The sequence below is a fragment of the Micromonospora sp. NPDC005161 genome (assembly GCF_053599855.1).
Genome location: NZ_JBSFYQ010000075.1, coordinates 1 through 17,152, shown reverse-complemented (window position 1 = coordinate 17,152; position 17,152 = coordinate 1). Strand labels below are relative to the sequence as shown.

General features: G+C 71.4%; 17 protein-coding genes and 1 pseudogene. 17 read left to right on the top strand and 1 reads right to left on the bottom strand.

The features are described 5' to 3' along the window. Nucleotides 1-1,054 precede the first annotated feature (1,054 nt). The 17 genes and pseudogenes from ACWD5O_RS35255 to ACWD5O_RS35175 all read left to right on the top strand — a co-directional run bounded on the left by ACWD5O_RS35255 (nucleotide 1,055) and on the right by ACWD5O_RS35175 (nucleotide 16,794). Nucleotides 1,055-1,705: a hypothetical protein gene (locus ACWD5O_RS35255; RefSeq protein WP_450087964.1), complete on the top strand. Its 651-nt coding sequence runs from the start codon at nucleotides 1,055-1,057 to the stop codon at nucleotides 1,703-1,705. A 487-nt stretch (nucleotides 1,706-2,192) separates the two neighbouring features. After that, nucleotides 2,193-2,960, top strand: a complete 768-nt coding sequence (locus tag ACWD5O_RS35250) for a MarR family transcriptional regulator (RefSeq protein ID WP_450087963.1) — start codon at nucleotides 2,193-2,195, stop codon at nucleotides 2,958-2,960. A 96-nt stretch (nucleotides 2,961-3,056) separates the two neighbouring features. Next, nucleotides 3,057-3,692, top strand: coding sequence for a GGDEF domain-containing protein (locus ACWD5O_RS35245; RefSeq protein ID WP_450087962.1), 636 nt, complete (start codon nucleotides 3,057-3,059; stop codon nucleotides 3,690-3,692). A gap of 83 nt (nucleotides 3,693-3,775) precedes the next feature. Then, nucleotides 3,776-4,360, top strand: a complete 585-nt coding sequence (locus tag ACWD5O_RS35240; RefSeq protein ID WP_450087961.1) for a hypothetical protein — start codon at nucleotides 3,776-3,778, stop codon at nucleotides 4,358-4,360. Continuing rightward, the gene (locus ACWD5O_RS35235; RefSeq protein ID WP_450087960.1) at nucleotides 4,357-4,623 is read left to right on the top strand and encodes a hypothetical protein; all 267 of its coding nucleotides are present in this window, start codon (nucleotides 4,357-4,359) and stop codon (nucleotides 4,621-4,623) included. Before ACWD5O_RS35240 ends, ACWD5O_RS35235 begins: the two co-directional genes overlap by 4 nt. Nucleotides 4,624-4,792: 169 nt before the next feature. Then, on the top strand, nucleotides 4,793-5,569 hold the full coding sequence (locus ACWD5O_RS35230; RefSeq protein ID WP_450087959.1) for a DUF6283 family protein: 777 nt from the start codon (nucleotides 4,793-4,795) through the stop codon (nucleotides 5,567-5,569). 215 nt (nucleotides 5,570-5,784) lie between these two features. Continuing rightward, entirely contained in the window at nucleotides 5,785-6,315 is a 531-nt protein-coding gene (locus ACWD5O_RS35225) for a hypothetical protein (protein WP_450087958.1), read from the top strand. 599 nt (nucleotides 6,316-6,914) lie between these two features. Next, entirely contained in the window at nucleotides 6,915-7,427 is a 513-nt protein-coding gene (locus tag ACWD5O_RS35220; RefSeq protein WP_450087966.1) for a C40 family peptidase, read from the top strand. 93 nt (nucleotides 7,428-7,520) lie between these two features. Beyond that, on the top strand, nucleotides 7,521-8,318 hold the full coding sequence (locus tag ACWD5O_RS35215) for a hypothetical protein (RefSeq protein WP_450087957.1): 798 nt from the start codon (nucleotides 7,521-7,523) through the stop codon (nucleotides 8,316-8,318). Then, nucleotides 8,315-9,412, top strand: a complete 1,098-nt coding sequence (locus ACWD5O_RS35210; protein ID WP_450087956.1) for a DUF4314 domain-containing protein — start codon at nucleotides 8,315-8,317, stop codon at nucleotides 9,410-9,412. The genes ACWD5O_RS35215 and ACWD5O_RS35210 overlap by 4 nt, the downstream gene beginning before the upstream one ends. 47 nt (nucleotides 9,413-9,459) lie before the next feature. Then, complete coding sequence (locus tag ACWD5O_RS35205) at nucleotides 9,460-9,759, top strand: hypothetical protein (RefSeq protein WP_450087955.1); 300 nt, start codon at nucleotides 9,460-9,462, stop codon at nucleotides 9,757-9,759. A 272-nt stretch (nucleotides 9,760-10,031) separates the two neighbouring features. Further along, a complete protein-coding gene (locus ACWD5O_RS35200; RefSeq protein ID WP_450087954.1) occupies nucleotides 10,032-11,165 on the top strand; it encodes an AAA family ATPase in 1,134 nt (377 codons plus the stop codon). 10 nt (nucleotides 11,166-11,175) lie between these two features. Next, nucleotides 11,176-12,774: a VWA domain-containing protein gene (locus ACWD5O_RS35195; RefSeq protein WP_450087953.1), complete on the top strand. Its 1,599-nt coding sequence runs from the start codon at nucleotides 11,176-11,178 to the stop codon at nucleotides 12,772-12,774. Nucleotides 12,775-12,835: 61 nt separating this feature from the next. After that, nucleotides 12,836-13,984: pseudogene (locus ACWD5O_RS35190) on the top strand (DUF4192 domain-containing protein). Between the two features lie 41 nt (nucleotides 13,985-14,025). Continuing rightward, on the top strand, nucleotides 14,026-14,442 hold the full coding sequence (locus ACWD5O_RS35185; RefSeq protein ID WP_450087952.1) for a hypothetical protein: 417 nt from the start codon (nucleotides 14,026-14,028) through the stop codon (nucleotides 14,440-14,442). A 146-nt stretch (nucleotides 14,443-14,588) separates the two neighbouring features. Continuing rightward, nucleotides 14,589-15,110, top strand: coding sequence for a hypothetical protein (locus tag ACWD5O_RS35180; protein ID WP_450087951.1), 522 nt, complete (start codon nucleotides 14,589-14,591; stop codon nucleotides 15,108-15,110). 1,033 nt (nucleotides 15,111-16,143) lie between these two features. After that, complete coding sequence (locus tag ACWD5O_RS35175; protein ID WP_450087950.1) at nucleotides 16,144-16,794, top strand: hypothetical protein; 651 nt, start codon at nucleotides 16,144-16,146, stop codon at nucleotides 16,792-16,794. A 57-nt stretch (nucleotides 16,795-16,851) separates the two neighbouring features. On the opposite strand, the gene ACWD5O_RS35170 is transcribed toward ACWD5O_RS35175, so the two are convergent. Continuing rightward, the gene (locus ACWD5O_RS35170) at nucleotides 16,852-17,040 is read right to left on the bottom strand and encodes a DNA-processing protein DprA (protein ID WP_450087965.1); all 189 of its coding nucleotides are present in this window, start codon (nucleotides 17,038-17,040) and stop codon (nucleotides 16,852-16,854) included. Nucleotides 17,041-17,152 lie beyond the last annotated feature (112 nt).

Genomic DNA, 17,152 nt, shown 5'->3' with positions numbered 1-17,152 from the left:
TTCGCGATCGGTGCCTTCGAGGGTGCCCGAACAGACCGTGAGATCGGGACGAGCCTCTGACAGCGGAGCCATGAACGGGTGCACGGATCTGCCGCATTCCGCGCGATGGCCTTCACAACCTGTCGGGCGCTGACCGAGCTGGCCTGCCGGAGCGTCACGTTTTGCGGAGGTGCCCCCACTTGTTGGTGGGGCCAGTCTTGGCCGTCCGGGTGGGGCCTCCTGAGACCGTCAGAATCAATCTCACAAGACGGCCCCGGGAGACCAGCTCGCAACCCGGCTCTCGGCGGCATACCTCGTGGCCATGGTTGCATCGGTGGCCGTGGCACTGGCAGCCCGCCGATCAACGCGGCACCACCCAATGTGGCGACGGGCCTGCTCACCGGGACGGGGGCGACATCCTGCTCACAACGCAGGTGACGCCCCTATGTGCGGCACTCACAGCGGCGAAGCAACGTGACTACAGACCCTGTCTGTCAGACAACGAGATTGCCTGTGAGCGCACTCGGCTCTCACAACGTTCCGCCCAGGACCCGCCTATAAGCGAATGTTGATCTCTCACGATGCAGGCCAAGCCGGTCACCGGGCCGCGACGAGACCGGGGAAAGCTGTGAGGGTTGGCCGCTACCTTCTTCGGCAACACCCTCACCCCACATATCGCCCCACCCGGTTTGGTCCCGCCTGACGGATCCGCCGCCGCATCTACCGGTGCGCTTCGCCCACCCGCTTCGGCCGGTCGGCACGCACGCCGCGCGGCGACCCCGCAGGTCGCATCAACCATCCGCATCACCAATCCCACATTCCTCGAGCCGACCCATGCACCCGATGGGCTGGCTACCTCTGCGCGCCCGCGCCCCGCAGGAAGAAGGACCCGACCATGACCCACACCGTCAACGGCACTCCGCTGACGCGCCACGGCAGCCGCGTGCCCGCCCTGCCCGCAGGACCGACCCCCCATCGGGCGGCCGCCACGTCTGCGACCAACCCGGCGCCTAGCCCCGCGACGAGGCATCCCAACCCGCGGTCGGCCGTCACGCCGGCCCCGACCATCCACACGATGATCGTGTGCCTGCCCGACGACCTGCCCGAGGAGGCGCTCACGACCCAGCAGCTCGACACGCACTTCGGCGTCCCAGGCACCCTCACCACCCACTTCTGGGCCACGCCCCGCCTTCGACTGTGGCAGCGGCACCAGATGTTCGGCCTGCGTAAGGGCCAGCCCGCGGCCTGCGCCGGCGGACCCGTCGGGCTGCTCGACCTGCAGGGCATGCGGCACGCCGCCGCAGTCGGCGCCGGCATCCGCCACCAGATCTGGCAGCACGCCGTGCACGGCACCCGACCCGCCACCCCGTGGCCCGCCTTCGAAGCACGCCACCTCGCCAACCCCGACAAGTACCGCTACGACACCGCCACCGGCGACTTCCATTCCCAACCCCGCGTCAACGCCATGCGCCTACACGCCGCCGCCAACCCGGGCAACGGCCAACCGAGGATCGGGGAGTTGGAGATGTACCAGGCCGGGCCGCTGGCCTACCAGCACTACAGCGCCGCCACCGCAGTGGTCGGCGACGCGCTGCTCACCGCCGATGGGCGCAAGCTCGCCCCCGTCACCGACGGCCTTGCCGACCGCATCACTTACCTCGAGCAGGCCCTGCGCCACCTCGACACCCTCACACCGCAGCAGCGGCTGATCGCCGTCGCCCTGTAAAGCCCCTCTCGCATACCCGGCCGAGGCACCCCGGGCCAACCGCAATGCTGCCGAGGATCCGGCTCGCCGGGGCCGCTGGCACGGCCCTCTGCCACGTGCCGCCCGCACGCCACCTCCATGGAAAGCACGACAGACGGCGATCGATCTCGCCTCTGCTGCGTCGCGGGCCGTCCGTACGGCCGGTAGCCACCGCCCGGCGCCCCGGGCTTGGGGCGCCCACACAGCTCGGCCTGCGACAGGCCGCTCTATTCCTCTTCCCGCTCATCACGCACAGCAGTCACCTAGCCGTTGCCCGGCCACTCGCGCACCCCACGCTCCCAGGCACGGCCGTTCGGCCGTGTCCGGGTTTTCACCCGCGCATATCCATGCACTTGATCACAGCCGCCGTCGAAGCGTGGATCAGTGCACTGCCCTTTATGCAACAGGAAGAACACGCCGCATGACCGACACATCGCAGGACACGATGCCGGCGCACAGCACGATCAAAGTGCTGGCCGCGCTCGCCGACCTCGGCGAGGCCACTGCCGCAGCGGTAGCCGAACACGCCGGGCTCGGCTACTCCACGACCATCCCAAAGCTGCGGGCCTGGGAAGAGTCCGGGCAAACGGAGCGATTCCGCACCGACGACGGACGCACGTTGTGGCGGCTGACCGCCGCCGGCCACGCCGCCACCGCCTCCCACGAAATCAGGGAGCAAGCGCCTGCCGACCCGGTCGCGCCCAACCCCACTGTCGAGGTGGAAACCCTCGACGAGCGCAGCCAAGACCGTGACCGGCCCTCCGGTGCCGCACTGGATGAACCAGACGAGCCGAGTGACGACCACGTCGAGCCGGCAGCGGACCCGGTTCCCGACGCAATACCCCACGAGACCACCACGCCCGCTCCCGCCGACACCGACAGCGCCGGCGAGACGCCGGTCGACTCGACCCCGGCCCACGAAGAGGAACAGGAACAGGACAGCCCTGAGGCCGTCGAGGCGCCCCGCGGGGAGGCCCGCCCGGCCAAGAACCGGCGGACCGGGGGGTCGTTGCGCGGGGCGGTTCTGGACATCCTCGAGGCCCACCCGGATCGGCAGTACAAGACCGGTGAGCTGTGCAAGCTCATTGACGACGCCAACGAAGGCAGCGGCGCGGCCAAGGCCAGCGCTGGGGCGGTCGTCAACGCCGCGATCAAGCTCGTGGCCGCCGGCACGGTCGTGCAGACCGTCGAACGCCCGGCCACCTTCCAGCTCGCCCCCGCCAGCGGCGGCCAATAGGCCGCACCCGTTCAGGTAGCCCGGGGCCGGGCGTCAACGTTTCGGACGCGAGTACGCCCGCCCCCGGTGCTCCTTCGCATTCAAGGAGCGTCACGAGTGTCTCCCATCCTGCACGCGATCGTCACGACAATCGGCGGGATCCTCGCCGGCCTCGCCCTCGCCGGCGCCCTGCTGTGGCACCAACACCACGCCCTCCAAGCGGCTCGCTACGACGCCACCCACGACGACGTCACCGGCCTGCCCAACCGGCGTCTCCTGCTCACCCGTCTGCGCGCCGCCCTCGCCGACGGCGTGCCGTGCGGTGTGGTGCTGCTGGACCTCGACCGGTTCAAGACCGTCAACGACACCTTCGGCCACGACGCCGGCAACGTCCTGCTCGCCCAGGTCGGGCGGCTGCTCGCCGGCCTGGACGCGCCTGTCGAGGTTGCCGCACGCCTGTCCGGCGACGAGTTCGCGCTGCTCGTGCGCGGCGACCACGACGACACCGCTGCCGTCGCCCGCGCCGCCTACCGCGCCATCGGCGACGCCCCCATCCGCCTCGACAGCGGCGAGGTCAGCATCCGCGCCTCCGTCGGCTACGCCCACACCCACCTGCCCACGAGCCCTCGGCAGCTTCTCGCCGAAGCCGACGACGCCATGTACGAGGCCAAGCGCTCCGCCACCGGCGTCTGCGGACACCACCCCCTCACCACAGCACCGGGCCGGCGCAGCCGGGACCGCCACCACTGCTGACCCGATACGCCCCATGCATCCACGGACCCCGCGGCCGCCGGCTGCGGGGTCCCTTCCGTTTCCGCCTCTTTGAGGGAGATGACGTGCTGTCCTTCCCCGCTGTCCACACCCTGGCCAGCTGCCTGCTGGCCGCCAACACCGACGCCGAGACCCTCGGCTGGGGCAGCCCCGCGACGCTGCTGATCGTTCACGACCGGCGTCTCGACACGGCCCGGCCGGCGCCGCTGCACGGGATGCGCGGTCTGGAGTTCCCGCTGCACCCCGACGACCTACTCACCGAGCCCGCCGGGCTGCCCGCGCTGCTGCACCGCCTCGCGGCCGGCCTCGAGCACCCCGACCCGCCGAGGGCCTACCAGGCCACCCTCGACACCATCATCGGCCTGATCCGCCAGCGCGAACCCGACGCGCGGCTGCTGGCGTGGGCCGCCCTCTACGACGACATCCTCACCGTTTACGGCGAACGGCGGCAGGTGCGCCGCGTGGACGCCGTCGACATCGACGGCCGCGTCTACCAGCTCACTCACCAGCGCGGCGAGGACCACCCGCTGCTGCTCGTCGACGACATCGCCGACCCGAACAACGCGCCCGCCACGGTGCCGGGGCTGGCCGCCCTCTTGGCCGCCACCGCCCGAATCACCGGCGGCCGCAGCCGCGAGGTGGCCTCATGACCGGCCCCCAGCCCCGGCGAGACACCACCGACGACGACCCCATCTTCACCGCCTGCGGTCCCGATGGGACGTCGGTGCGCTGCCGGGTGTGCGACGCCGTCGACGACATCGTCCAGGACGACGTTCCCTCCATGGCCGGCTACGGCGAGGACACCTACATCCGCTGCACCCGCTGCGGATCCGCGGAAACCACCGACCCGATCTTCGGCTGGCGCGCCACGCCCGCCCCGTGGCCGCCCTCCCCCGACCAGGAGCACCCATGACGACCGTCGACCTGACCCGCTCCCAGATCGGCGGCAGGACGCGCTCAGTGCCACGCAGGGGCGGCGGCAGGTATGTGACCGCACACCCGTGTGCCGGAACCCTCCCCGTCGACCCGCAGAGGACCGCCGACCCGGCGGCCGATAACGCATCCGCGTCGAGGAGGATCCGATGAGCGACCGGCACGCCGACACCCGTGGACCGGCCAACTCGCCCTGCGGCACCTGCCCCTACCGCCGCGACGTCCCCTCCGGCGTGTGGGACGCCTCCGAATACGCCAAGCTGCCTGACTACGACGCACCGACCGCCCTGCAGCCGCACGGGCTGTTCCTCTGCCACCAGGCCGACGGGCGGGTCTGCGCCGGCTGGGCCGGCTGCCACGACGGCAACGAACTCCTCGCCCTGCGCCTGGCCACCCTGCAGGGGATGAGCCCCGACGAGATCAGCAACACCCGTGGCTATGTGTCTCCGGTGCCGCTGTTCGGCTCCGGCAAGGAGGCCGCCGAGCACGGCATGGCCCGCATCGACGATCCGAACCGGAAGGCAAGACGGGCGATCGACCGCCTGGCCCCGAAGATCGCCGCACGCGGACTGGATGCCGCAGTGCGGACGCTGTCGGTGCCGGTAGTGCCCGTCGACGGGGACTGCCTCACCTGGGCTCCCGCCACCGCCTCCCGGCTGCGGGATCTCGGCTATCCCGCGCGGGTCGTCGACGTGGCTGGCTGGCTAAACAAGCCCGCTGGAGTCCTCGCCTTCGTGCACCGCACCGTCTGCGTCACCGACGCTGACGACGACCTCGCCGATGGGCGGGTGGTGGACGTGACCGCCCGGCAGTTCAATCCGAGCCTGCCCGCCCGCTGGCTCACCGGCTGGTCCGACTACCTCGCCGAGCTGGCCGAGGCGGCAGGCGTCGACCGGGTCACATCATGGCCCGAACCCCGTACCTGAGACACGCCTGATCCGCGGGGAACTGACGCACGCCCGGCCACAAACGCCACCACGGACATCACCCGAGCACCAGCGAGAAGGGGCCACGCGACGGTCGCGTGGCCCCTTCGTCATGCCCTGTCGCCCCCGGTCCTGCCGCCCGGCGGGACCCACGTCCGGTCACGGCGCGAGCCGCTGGCACGCGCCGTGCCCAATTTCCGTTGAAGGAGTCACTCGTGAGCACCCGCTGCTACGTCGGCACCACCGATCCCGCGAACCCGCACCTGGTGCACGCCCGGTTCGTGCTCTGCGACGGCCACCCGGCCGCCGTCGTGCCCACCCTCGCGCGGATCTGGGCCGGCCACGCCCACCACGACACCCGCGCCCTCGCCGCCGCCGTCCTCGGCCACGACTGGGAGTACCTCGACGACACGATCACCGCCACCGCCCCTGCGTTCGCCGGGCAGCGCCCGGTCCCCGGGGTCGGCATGACCCTCGCCACCACCACGGCCGACGTCGTGGATCCGCCGGAGCCGGTCAGCGTGTTCCCGCTGTGCCAGGCCGGTCATCTCGACGCGATGCGGATCTACCTGATCGACCCCGCGGCCGCGACCGTCACCGTGCACACCGACGACGGCGACCCCATGGCTCAATACCGCCTCGACGGCTACACCACCCGGCCTGCCCACCGACGGCCACACGCAGCGCCCGCCGACACGCGGCCACCGTCCGAGCCGCAGCGCTGCCCGACCGGGTTGCCACGGTGAGCGCCCGCACCCTTGCCGCCGTCGGCGCCGCAGTGGTCGCCCTGCTTGTGCTCTGCGCTGGTGGGATCGGGGCGCTGTTCACCGGCGGCGGCACCGCCTCCGCCTCCTGCTACCGCGCGCTGGGCCCCGGTGGCGCGCCGCTGTTTCCCACCCTGAACCTCACGCCACCGGCCGAAGGGTTCCTCCATGGCGGCGGCTGGAACGGCGAGCAGGTCACCAACGCCGCGACGATCGTCGCCGTGGGCGCCGAGCGCGGTGTCCCACCTCGGGGCTGGGTCATCGCCCTGGCCACCGCCATGCAGGAATCCACATTGCGCAATCTGCCCGGCGGGGACCGCGACTCGGTCGGGTTGTTCCAGCAACGCCCTTCCCAAGGGTGGGGCAGCCCCGCGCAGCTGCAGAATGCCCGCTACGCCGCCGGCGCGTTCTACACGGCGCTGCTCGAGGTGGACGGCTGGCAGGCCATGCCGCTCACCGACGCGGCGCAGGCGGTGCAGCGCTCCGCCTTCCCCGGCGCCTACGCCAAGTGGGAAGACGACGCCATCGCCCTGATCCGCGTCCTGACCGGCGGCACCGCCGCCGGGCCGGTCGCGGGTGACCTGGAGCAGGCGATGAGCAACCCGCTGTGCCTCGCCGACGGCGGTGACGGCCAGTTCGGCGGCGCACCCGTCCCGCTACCGCCCAGGTTCACCCTCCCGGCGGGGACACCACTGCCGGTCGTCACGGCGATCGGCTGGGCCCTGGCCCAGCTCGGCAGCCCCTACACGTTCGGCGGGGACTGCACCGCCCCCCACTCCGGCGTCCCCGCCCGGCAGTGCGACTGCTCGTCCCTGCTGCAGCAGGCCTACCGCGCCGCCGGCATCAGCCTCCCGCGCACCACCAGCGAGCAGATCCACGCCGGCACCCCGGTAACCGACCACGGGACCCTGCGGCCGGGGGATCTGCTGTTCATCCCCGGCATCCGCGGCAGCCGCAGCCGGCCCGGGCACGTCGGCATGTACCTCGGACACAGCCTGCTGATTCAAGCGCCGCACACCGGCGACGTCGTCAAGATCAGCAAGCTCGCGGCGTGGAGCGGCCAGCTCGCCGCCGTCCGCCGCATCGTCACCTGAACCACCCGCCAAAGATCCTCAACCCGGACATCCCCCTTGTCACCGCCGGCCAGATCGGCCGGCGGTTCCCGCATAGTTGATGGAGGTTTCACCGTGAGCTGTTCCACCCTCATCGGCGTCACCGCGACCGCAGGCGCCTACGCCGCCCGCTGGTTGCACTGGGGTAGCGACCCCGAGCAGATGCTGCCGCTGCTGCGGCGCATCTGGCAGCACACCTTCGACCAGCGCACCCTCGCCATGGCCGAGGCCCTGCTGGGCCACGACTGGGTCACCCTTGGCCATGCCGCCCCGAACACCGGACGGCCCGGCGAGCGGGTCGTGCCCGGCGTCGGCTACGCGACCGACCTGCAGGACGGCGTGCGACGCGGCCGGGTCGACGACCCGGCGGAGGGCTACCTCGAGTGGATGTACCTGATCGACGTGGCCACCGACACGGCCGTCGTCTTCGAGGCCACCTGCCACGGCCGCTGGCTGCGGCACGGCCAACACCCCCTCGACCCGGACGTGGAGCGGGTGCTGGGCTGTGGCGGCCACACCGAGCACGGCCACCGCTGGGATGCGGCCCACCTGTGGCTGCCGGACGCTCGCGCCGGACTCGACGCCGACATCTGCTTGGCCGCGCACCCCGGTGCCGTGACGGTCCTTCGGTTCACCGACGCCACCGCGCACGCGATCACCGCCGCCACCACGCCCACGCCTGGCGGTACCGGGCGGCAGGTGGCGTGGCTGCGCGGCGCGGGCACCGAGTTCGACCTCATCTGGTCCGACGGCCGCGGCGAACAGCTTCAGAGGCTGCGCCGCGACGCCCGCGGCTGGCTGCTGCTCGACGGTCCCGTGCCGCGCTGGTCGTGGCGCCTGCTGTCCGACGCCACGGACGGGACGAGGCGATGACCTACCAGCGGGGCGAGCGGATCGCGCTCGAGCACACGGACGATCCGTGCAGGCTGCTGCGGCCCGGTGACGAAGGGACCGTGTGCGGCTACGACCCGGATCAGCGGATGGTCACCGTCGACTGGGACAACGGGTCGCGTCTGGCGATGTGCCTCGACGCCGGCGACCGTATCCGCCGCACCGGTCAGGTTGTACCGCCGGACGCCGTCTGGCAGCGGGTGCTCGACGCGCTGCGCGCCGCGGGCGCTATGGCCGGGACGGAGGCGGCGCGGTGGTGGGCGCAGGATGTCATCGGCGGCCGGGCCCACGGCAACGTGGCCGCGACCGCGCGGCGGGTCCTTGCTGGCCTCGATGACGGGGATCCCGCGGTCCTCGACGGGCTTCCGTCCGCCGACCGGTACGCGCAGGCACACAACCGTGACCGGTACGCCGAGGACGCCCGGGATGGCGTGCCCGCCTGGGCCGAGCTGACCGCCGGCCGGTGCGACGAGACGCGAGGGGCCTGGTGTGACGGCTTCGACCAAGGGGTCACCGACGAGGTGGCCCGACAGTGCCGGATCATCCTCAGCCCCACCGGAGACGACCGCGACCTGAGCCACCTACACCCGAAGCAGGTGCCGATCGGTGGCCCTGGGGTGTTCGCCGGGGACTGGTCGTGGACACCGAACGACGACGGCGAGATGCGAATCCCGGTGGGGTTCATCGGGACGCTGGTCGACACCTGGAATGGGTGGGCGGTGTTCACCTGCACACGGCAGGTGGCCGAGGCGATCGTCGCCGACCAGCAGGCCGCCCGCGACCGGTACCGGCAGCACCTCGCCGACCAGGGTGTCACCGGCAGCGACCTGGACGATCTCGTGGACGAGTCGATGGCCCGGATGCGCTTCGACGGTGACGTCATCGACGTCGACGAAAGCCGGGTGCACTACGACCCGGAGGCGGTGCAGCGCATCGCTCCGAACGCAGACGGCGAGTACATCGTCATGGGCTGGGCGTGGACGTGGGTCCCCATGCACCCCTACGACTGCGACCGCCTCGCCGGCGACATTTCCGACCCCAGCGAGCAGCCGAACTCTGCGCCCACCGCCCCATGACCCCACCACCCAGCCGTGAGCACCCCGACTACGAATGGAGGACGAGCATGCGCGACGACGTTGACGAGTTCGGCGAGTACGCCCACGAGGAGATCCTGCAAGCCTTGGTGCTCCAGCTGCTCACGAGCGATGAGCTGGACCAGCTCTGCGACGACGCCGACCTGCCCCAGCTGACCGACGCCGACGGCCAACCCGTGCACATCGGCTCGGCCCGTACCTATCGCGACGCCGGTGTCCTCACCCTCGACCGTGGTGTGTGGCTGGAGCTGTCGGACGGCAGTGTGTTCGGCCTGACCGTGCAGATCTCCCGACGGCCGACCACCGAGGTCACCCTCCGCCGCCGATAGCCCCCGCCCAACGCGCCTGCGCCTGCTCGACTTGATCGATCCGGCGCCCGGTGCGTTCATCGTCGTCGCCCACACCCCGCGTGTGTGCGCCGGCATCCGCCTAACGGCAGCCCTTCGGGGCCGCCCCCTTTTGAGCAGCTCACGAGGTTGCTGGCCGTCCCTGCCACGGGATCGGCCCGCCAATCCCCGTCTTCGCCGCGCGGACACCGCACCACCGCCCGCGCACCCGGAGATGGGTGCGCGGGCCCCACCCCTACGACAGGAGACCCAGCATGGACCCTGCAGCCCCACCCACCAGCCCCGACGACGCGGTCACGGACGCGACGACCTCCGGTGACCGGCGGCCCGGCTACCTCTACCGGCAGGTCGCCGCCTACCTCGCCAGCCAACCCGACCAGCTACTCAAGGTCGGTGAGATCACCACCGCGATCGCCGCCCGCTCCTCCGGGGCGGTGTTCGAAGCCCTGAAGAAGATGGCCGCCGCGGGGTACGCCACCCACCACACCGGCCCGCACCGATTCCAGATCACCCAGGCCGGCATGGACGCCGCCGGCACCCTCCCACCACCGCCGCCCCGCACCCCGACCGGCAGTGGCGGTGCCCGGTCGAGACGACAGCCGGTACCACGGCCGAACGGCGACCTGTACTTTCCCCGCAAGCTCGCCGGCGCCACCGACGTCGACGTGCTGCGCCGCCTGCGTGAGAAGCGAATCCCGGTGCTGCTCTACGGGCCGCCCGGCACCGGCAAGACCGCCCTCGTCGAAGCCGCCTTCTCCGACCTGCTGACCGTCGCCGGGACCGGGGACACCGTTGTCGAGGACTTCCTCGGCAACTTCATCCCACTCCCGGACGGCGGCTACGAGTTCGTCTACGGCCCCCTCGTTGCCGCGATGCGGGAAGGGCGGGCGCTGCTGGTCGATGACGCGACCCTCATCCCCCCGAAGGTCCTCGCCGTGCTGTACCCGGCCATGGACGGCCGGCGGGTCATCACCATCCCCGGCTACCGCAACGAACGCGTCGAGGCGGTCGAACGGTTCTACGTCATCGCCGGCCACAACCCCGGCGTGCACGGCGCGATCCTCACCGAAGCCCTCGCCTCCAGGTTCGACGTGCACATCGAAGTCACCACCGACTGGGACCTCGCCCGCCACCTTGGCGTCCCCGCCCCCGCCGTACAGGCGGCCATCGCCCTGAACGCCGACCTCGCCGCCGGACGCGTGTCGTGGGCGCCGCAGCTCCGCGAGTTGCTCGGCTTCGCCCGCGTCCGCAAAACCCTCGGCCTGCCGGCGGCCGTCGCGAATCTCGCCGGCCGCGCTCCCGAAGACGACCGGGAGCAGGTGCTCGCCGCTCTGCGGCAGCAGTTCGGCACCGACATCACCGCGCTGACCCTCGGCAAGCAACGTTGAAAGGAGCCCCATGCCCCACCCCCACACCCACCTGCAGCCCGACACCACCACACCCGGCGTCGCCGATCCTGCCTGGCAGGACTGGAGCAACGCCTGGACCCGGCACGTCCCGGTCCTGACCGGCCGCACCGATCTGACCGTGACGGTCGCGCCCGGCGCTGGCGGCGGCGCCCCCGCCTGCTTCTACCCCGACACCGGGCGCATCGAAGTCGACGCCAGCCACATCGGTGCCCCCGACGTCGCCAACCCCCGCCGCGCCGGCCACAAGAAGCTCGTGCCCACCGCCTACGGGCTGCTCGTGCACGAAGCCGCCCACGCCGCCCACAGCCAGTGGCGCACCCCGCCCGGCACCCCACCAGTGGTGGCCTCCGTCGCCAAGGTCCTCGAAGAGTCGCGTATTGAGTACCGGCAGCGCAGCCGCCGGCGCGCCGACCGGCGGTGGCTTCGCCACACCGTCACCACCCTCCTCGACCCCGGCGACGCGCCCGTCGACGACCTGTGGCACGCCGGACACCTGGCCGGACTGCTCCTCGCCCGCGTCGACGCCCGCATCATCACCGCCAAAGACATCCGCGGTGTGCGCGCCGCCGTCACGGCGATCCTCGGCCGCAAACGCCTGCTGCAGCTGCGTGACGTGTGGCGGCAGGCCCACATCACCGACGACACCGACGCCGACACGATGATCGACCTGGCGTGGCGGTGGTGCCGCATCCTCGGCATCAACCCTGATCAGCAACCAGATACGCCCGTGCCGGATACCGGTGTGTTCGCTGGCCGGCTCGCCCGGGCCCTGACCGACTACCTCGCCCACGCCGCCGGCCTCACCCCCATCGAGTACCGGGCCCGGCAGATCACCGCCCGGTTCTCCGCCCCTGCGGCGTGGACCCGACGCGACCCCACCGACGGCGAACGCGCAGCCGCCCGCCACCTCGCCGCCCGGCTGCGCCGCGCCCGCACCCACCAACCCGAACCCGACACCCGGCCCAGCCTCATCCCACCCGGCAGGCTGCGCACCCGCCACGCCATCACCGCCCAGGCGCAGATCGCCGCCGGCACCATCCCCACCGCCACACCCTGGCAACGCCGCACACAGGTCCCGCCGCCGAAGCCGACCCTGCACATGGGCGTCATCGTCGACGTGTCCTTCTCCATGCACCCGTACGCGGCGCCGATGTCGTCGGCCGGGTGGATCCTCGCCCACGCCGCCCGCAGCAGCCAGGCGATCACCGCCACCATCGCCTTCGGCAGCGACGTCACCCTGCTGATTGGCCCCCGACAACGGCCCACCCACGTGCAGGACATGCGAACCTTCGGCGGCAGCAGCGCCTTCATCGACGCCGTCAAACTCGCGGACGAACTCCTACAGCTGCGCCAGCCCGGCAGGCTGCGGTTGCTCACGGTCGTCTCCGACGGCGACCTCGACGACATCCCGGCAACGCAACGACTCGTCAGCACCCTGCACCGCGCCGGCTGCGCCGTGCTGTGGCTACGCCCCGCAGACCTGAACGGGCACACCTTCACCGACACCACCACCCTCCTGGTGGCCGACCCGGTGCAGGCCATCGAGCACATCGCGAACGCCACCGCCACCGCCCTCGAGCAGGCCTGACAAGAACCTGCTCCACCCGACGGCCGCTGGGCATCCGGCGTCGCCGTTGCCAGAGGCAGCGATGACCCCACATGCCTCCCGGACTGGCATCGGGTCGGGCCCTTTCCCGGCCCCTCCTGCAGCCGCTTGCCCGGCTACCCCGCGCAACCGCGCACCCCGGGCACGGCCGCACAGCTGTGCCCGGGTTCCACCCCGAAGCTTGGGAGACACCGTGAGCAACCAGCACCGCCTACCGATCACTTCGCCCGCTGACCTGATCACCGCCGTGCCTTACCTGCTCGGCTTCCACCCCACCGACAGCCTGGTCCTCGTCGGCCTTACCGGCACCACAGTCGCCGTCGCCAGTCGCACCGACCTGCCCAGCCCGGCTGAGGCGGTCGACTGGGCCGACGAGGTGATGCCTCAGCAACTGCGCATGCTGCAGCACGCCGACGTGACCGCGGCGATCGTCATCGGCTACGGCCCCGCCACTCGGGTCACCCCGGTCCTCGACACCGTCGCACCCCGGCTTCGTACCGCCGGCATCGACGTCTCCGACAAGCTGCGGGTCACCGGCCGCCGCTACTTCTCCTACCTCTGCCAGAACCCCAGCTGCTGCCCTATCGATGGGCTGCCCTTCGACCCCGATCGCAGCGATCTCGCTATGCGCGCCATCGTCGCCGGCCACACCACGCTGCCCGACCGGCAGGCACTCGTCGCCAGCATCGCTCCCATCGACGGTCCTGCCCGCACCGCCGTCACCCGCGCCACCTACCAGGCCCGGACACGCCGCCATGCCCTCTCCGCTTAGGGCGGCCGCGGCGCGCTGATACGCGCCGGGGAGGACATCGTGCGGAAGACGTTCGCCCGCTACGCCGATGACCAGGTGCTCACCGACGCCGAGCTCGCCTGGCTCTCCGTGCTGCTGCCCATCACGGCGATACGCGACGCCGCGTGGCGGGCCACCGACACCCAGCCATGGCATGTCGCGCTGTGGCGCGACATCACCCGCCGCGCCCAACCCGACCTCGCTGCCCCGCCCGCCAGCCTGCTCGCCTTCGCCGCCTGGCGCAGCGGTGCCGGAGCGCTGGCCTCTGTCGCCGTCGACCGGGCCCTGCAGGCCAATCCCAGCTACTCCCTCGCCCAGCTCATCGACCGAGTGCTGCGCGAAGGACTACCCCCGTCCGTGCTCGACGGCTGGCCCGACCAGACCTCTCCCACCACGCCCTGACATGCCAACACCCCGTACTTCATCGCCTTGGGAGGACACCTGTGCCTGACTACCTCGACATCCCGGCACGACTCGTCCGCGTCGAGGGCTACCCCCTCGACGCGGACGAACTGGACCAGGCCTGCGCGCAGCATCCCGACACGGTGTGTGCGCTGATCGCGGTGGCGGGCACGATTGCTGCGGCCGACGCGCAGATCGCCGTGCTGACCAACGCCGCGAACCTGCTCTGCGACGTTCACGCCGACGGCGACACGGACACGGTGCTGTTCATGCGTGAGCGCCTGGACGCCGTCGCGGACGCCCTCACTCGCGCCCTCGGTCAGAGGGACAAAGCCACCGGCCGCCTACGTCGTGAGTGCGATGCCCTCGCCCAACTGGGCGCCGGCTTGATCACCGGTCCCGGCGACGGCCGCCCGCCCGCTGACCCGCCTGACCGCGTTTACCCGGTCACGACCTGACCGCTGCCGCGAACACGCGGCACCCATACGCACCGGTAGGAGCCGGCCCACTACCGGCACCGCCAACACCTCCCACGCCCCGCGCCTATCCCGGCCGCGGGGCCCCTCCACATCCGTTCACCAGCCAGAAGAGGAGAACCCCGCAGATGACCAGCGCGGACGTCACATCCTGTGAGCCGGCACTCGAAACCATCCTGCTCACCAGCTGGGAAGCCTTTCACCCCGGCCAGCAGGCGCCGCTGGGCTGGCTCACCCACACCACCGCCCAGATCCTGACCCACCTGCGGCAAACCCACACCTGCACCCCGCCCGACAACGCCCGCCCGGACGCGCTGAATCGGTTCCACCGGCAGCTGCGGGAAGCGCTCGCGGATGGCGTCCGCCAAGACCAGGTCAACATCGACGGCGCGAACAGCCTCCTAGAGGTCCTCGACCTGCCGCTGCTGCCCCGCCGCTGGCAGGTCCGCCTCACCCTGCCCCTGCTCATCGACGTCACCGCCACCACCCACGAGGACGCCTTCACCCAGGCGGAGAACACCATCGAAGCCGCGCTGGCCGACCTGCCCGCGAACATCGAGTGGGACGGACAGGACGGCTACGAGGCCCTCGGCGGTGACCTCGACGCCGATGAGCCACTCGGCGACATCGGTCGGACCGTCCACGGCTGACGGCCTACCTTCGAGCGCGCAGAGGACCAGAGCGGTCTTCACGCGCGGTGCACGCATCAGATCCCGCCGTGCGCGACTTCGCGCGCCCAATGAGCGAGGACGCCGTCTTGCGATGCTGACCCGACCCCTTCCGTGTCCGCCGCGATACCCGCGGCGACGTGACGCCGGCCGCACCCGCCAACGTCTCAGCAACGACTTGATCTGTGCGGAAGGTCGAGCGTCACTCGTCACGGTCGCCACCCCGGCATACCCGACAGCGGTTCCCCACACCGCTGGCCAGGGTGGCGGCCACCCGAGTCGCTCCGCGCCGAAAGGGCAGCCACTGATGTCGCAGCCGCACCGCCGCCCCGTACCGGCCCACGTCACCGACGTCCTGCTATGGCTCCTCGCCACCGACGTCGCCGCCCAGCACCTTCCCAACCCCGGCCGGCCGGCTACTGCGCCAACCCGCGCTGCCACCAGGAGGCGTACCCGTGCCCGCCAGCGCGCGACGCCCAGCGCGCCTGCCGCGCCGCCTCCCGACCCCCGCCGCTCGCCGCTCGCCTACGGTCCGGCACGCGTCATCGCCTCGGCCGCTGCGGCGACAGGGTCCGGCTGGCTCCTGCCTGCCCGGCCGAGCCTGGCAAACCCGCCGCAGGAGATGCTGCCAACCCGGGCCGCATGACCCTGGCCCCGCCAACCGCATGCTCCGCCGATGGGACCCTCCCAACAGCACGGAGCCAGCCAGTCATCGGTTACCGGGCTGCCTGCATCAGCTGAACCGCGCCGGCGAGCAATCGGTACCGCTTCAATGCCTGCCGTAGCCGTCTCACCTCGCACCCTGAGGCACCGGCTGACCGCACTTGGAGCCAAATCTCGAGGACGGAGGCTCGGGAGTGCATCGCGGGCCTCGACGCCCGAGGGCTCGCGAGACTGCCGGCATGAACGGATATCGGATTCGGTCTGGTTCAACCTCGGCGTGTGCCTCGATACTCGTGCCGTGACGAGACTCTTTGCGAGGCCGGACACAGCGTTGCGCATTGGGCTGCCGGGCGTGCCGGTTCTGGAGAGCTGGAACGCAGCGAACCACCCAGATCAGCGGCGGCTGCGTACATACCTGGATGAATTAATGGCGCTTGTCGGCACCGATGCCTTGCCGTCCGCTGAGCCGCTGGCACTGGAGCTGGTCGTGGGGCTGCCCGCAACAGTCCCACCAGACCGCGGTGGGCGCGACTTGGACAACTATCTGTTACCGGTCGTACGTCGCATCGGGGCCAGCCGTGTTGCGGCGGTATTCGGCCGCAAACTACAACGCGCGGAATCAACCATCGCTGTCGGCGTCGCGGCCCGACAGGCGGAGCTGCCAGAATCGGCACAATTGCACATCCGCACGACCACCTCCGCGCAGTCGCCTGCCTGGAAGCACGCGATCCACGAGGCGTGCCGCAGGGTGTCGAGCGAACCCTTGCCATCCGGCCCGATCGCCCTGTGCATCCGGTTCGGGGTCTCGAGCCGGCGCAACTGGTCGGCCCTGTGGAAGCCCGCCATCGACGCACTCGGGCCGCTGCTGGGTATGCCCGACCCCAAGTACCCGTTCCGACCTAACGATGCCCGAGTCGTTGAGCTCGAACTTCATCGAGACATCGACGATGTCCTCGCCGATGACGTCGTCATCGATGTCTGGTGGAAACGACTCGGTCCTTGAGTTCAGGCGACGACGGACTTTCATTCCCCCTCGGGCGCCTCCGGGTCTTCGGGCTAGTCAGTAAAGAAAGCGCGGGCGCATCGGCTCGGCACCGGGCGGCCACTCGCTGACCTGCAGGCCGGTCTCGGCGATCTGGCCGAAGAGCGCGGTGTTGCCCATCGGGTGGGGGCGGTCCACCCCGTAGGCCAGTACCGCCACGGTGACCCCGCCCGCGTTCAGCGCCCCGCGGTCCGCGGGCGCGTCGATGCCGAACGGTCTCTAGATGTGCTGTCCAGGGACGTTGGTCAACCTGGTGATGGGTGGTAGGCCGCCGGTGGCGGTGTGGGGTCGGTGGTGATTGTAGTGATGCAGGAAGGCC